Source organism: Halorubrum sp. AJ67, assembly GCF_000513435.1.
The window spans coordinates 125,535-128,159 of sequence record NZ_CBVY010000009.1; the positions used below are offsets into that span (position 1 = coordinate 125,535).

Annotated in this window: 2 protein-coding genes and 1 pseudogene; all 3 read left to right on the top strand. The window is 67.8% G+C overall.

Annotation, left to right across the window (positions count from 1 at the left end):
* Positions 1 to 279, top strand: a pseudogene (locus tag BN903_RS09430) (DNA mismatch repair protein MutL); the annotation flags it as partial.
* 104 nt (positions 280 to 383) lie between these two features.
* Entirely contained in the window at positions 384 to 1,934 is a 1,551-nt protein-coding gene (locus tag BN903_RS09435) for a methyl-accepting chemotaxis protein (protein ID WP_048077488.1), read from the top strand.
* Positions 1,931 to 2,625 (top strand): bacteriorhodopsin (locus BN903_RS09440; protein WP_079890632.1); only part of this gene is annotated, 695 nt, incomplete at its 3' end. The genes BN903_RS09435 and BN903_RS09440, both read left to right, overlap by 4 nt.

Below are 2,625 nucleotides of genomic sequence, written 5' to 3' on the forward strand. Positions count from 1 at the left end.
CGCCCTGTCGGCGCTAGTCGACGACGCCGCCGCGGGCGAGGAGCCGGTCGCGGACGCCGTCGACGAGCTGCTCGCCGACCTCGCGTGTTACCCTCGGTGACGGGCAACACCTCGCTGACCGAGGGGCGGGTCGTCGACCTCCTCGACCGGCTCGACGACTGCGAGAACCCGTACGCGTGTCCGCACGGGCGGCCGGTCGTGATCCGTCTCGACCGCGAGGAGATCGGGTCTCGCTTCGAGCGCGACTATCCGGGCCACGGCGGCCGGCGGACCGAGTAGCGCCCCGGGCGCGCCGGACCAGTCGAGCCGAACGCTCGAATTTGGATATCAGAATCGATAATATTGGAGTGTCATTTAACACAAAAGTATCCTTGGGATATCACATGCCGATAGCAGCGGTAAAGAGAAGATACGGGGCGAAATTGGGGGTCGGATACGTCACCACGGGGGGATTCATCGTCGCCGTCGGGTTGATCACGAACGAGGTCAACGCGACGATCGTGGCGTCCATCGCCGGGCTGCTCACACTCGGGTCGATCAACGCGGCCGAGACGGTAGCCAGCGTCACCGAGATCGGGGCACAGACCAGACGCGTCGCGAACGGGGACATCGACAGCAGAGTCGAGTCCACCCGGACGGACGAGTTCGGACAGCTGGCGGACTCCATCGAGGAGATGCGGGTCTCGCTGAAGGACCGGCTGACGCAGATGGAACAGACCCAAGGGGAATTGGAAGCGGCGCAGTCCGAGGCCACCGAGATGGCCGACCGCTACCGCCGGACCGCGGAGCGGTACGGCGAGGTGATGGAACGCGCGGCCACGGGAGACCTCACGCAGCGGGTCGACGTCGACGAGGACGACGAGGCGCTCGCGACGGTCGGCGAGTCGTTCAACCGGATGATGGACGACCTCCAAGCGACCGTCGAGACGGTGACGGAGATGGCCGACCGGATCGAGACGGACGCCGGGGAGATGGCCGAGATGAGCACCGACGTCGAACGGCGCGTCGGCGAGGCCGTCGGAACCACCTCCACCATCCAGTCGCAGTCCGAGGAACAGCGCGAGGAGCTCGAATCGATCGCGACCGACGTCGAGAACGTGAGCGCCTCCGCCGAGGAGATCGCCGCGACGGTCGACGACCTCTCCGACCGGAGCGAGGACGTGGCGACGGCGAGCAGCGACGCCCGGAACTCCTCTCGGAGCGCCTTAGACGAGATGGCCGAGGTGGAGTCCGAGGCTGAACAGGCCGTCGACCGGGTCGAACGACTCCGAGAGGGGATGGACGAGATCACCGAGATCGTCGACATCATCGGCGAGATCGCGGAACAGACCAACATGCTCGCGCTGAACGCCTCGATCGAGGCGGCCCGGGCGGGCGAGGGCGGCAGCGGGAGCGACGGGTTCGCGGTCGTCGCCGACGAGGTGAAACAGCTCGCCGAGGAGACGCAGACGCGGGCCAACGAGATCGACGAGATGATAGACGAGATCGCCGATCAGACGGAGGAGGTGACGGTCTCCATCCGGTCGACACAGGAGCGGGTCCAGAGCGGGACCAGCACCGTCGAGTCGACCCTGACCGACATCGAGACGATCGCCGGCTCGGTCGAGGAGATCAACCAGTCGCTCGAAGAGATCCGGCAGACGACCGCCGATCAGGCCGACACCGTCCAAGACACCGCCGGCTCGGTCGACTCGATCACCGAGCTCAGCAGCGAGACGGCCGACACGGCGACCGGCGCGGCGACCGAGATGGAGGAGAGCCAGGAGGTCGTCGAGCGGATCTCCGACTCCCTGCGCTCGTTCCGTCAGGACGCCGTCACCACCCTGCAAGACCGGGTCTCGGCGTTCACCGTCGAATCGGGCGGACCGAGTCCGTCGGACCTCGACGGCGGGACGACGGGTGGACGGGCCACGACCGACGGGGGTGAGCGATGACGGATCCCGTCTCGGTCGCCTACGGGCTGGCCGCGGCCGCCTTCCTCGTCGGGCTCGGGATCACCGTCGCGCTGTACCGGAGCCTCAAGGGATCGGCCCATCAGGGTCGACTGGCCGCGCTGGCGATCATCCCCGGGTTCGCGGGACTGTCGTACGTCGCGATGGCGTTCGGGATCGGAACTACCACGGTAAACGGGGTCGAGTTCGTCGGCTTCCGGTACGTCGACTGGGTGATCACCACGCCCCTACTCGTCGGCTTCGTCGGCTACGTGGCCGGGGCCTCCCGGCGGGCGATCGCGGGCGTGATGCTCGCCGACGCGCTGATGATCGCCTTCGGCGCGGGCGCGACCGTCTCCGAGGGGACGCTCAAGTGGGCGCTGTTCGCCGTGGCCGGCGGGTTCCACGTCGGGCTGTTCGCCTACCTGTACGTAGTGTTCCCGCGGTCCGTCCCCGACGACCCGAGCCAGCGGGGGCTGTTCAACCTGCTGAAGAACCACATCGGACTGCTGTGGCTGGCCTACCCCTTCGTCTGGCTGACGGGACCGGGCGGGTTCGCCTTCGTCGGTGCCGTCGGGATCAGCCTCACGTACGCCTTCCTCGACGTGCTGGCGAAGCTGCCGTACGTCTACTTCTTCTACACCCGGGCGGCGGGCGTTTCGCCGACGTCGGGGTCGCCGAGCGCGACGACGGG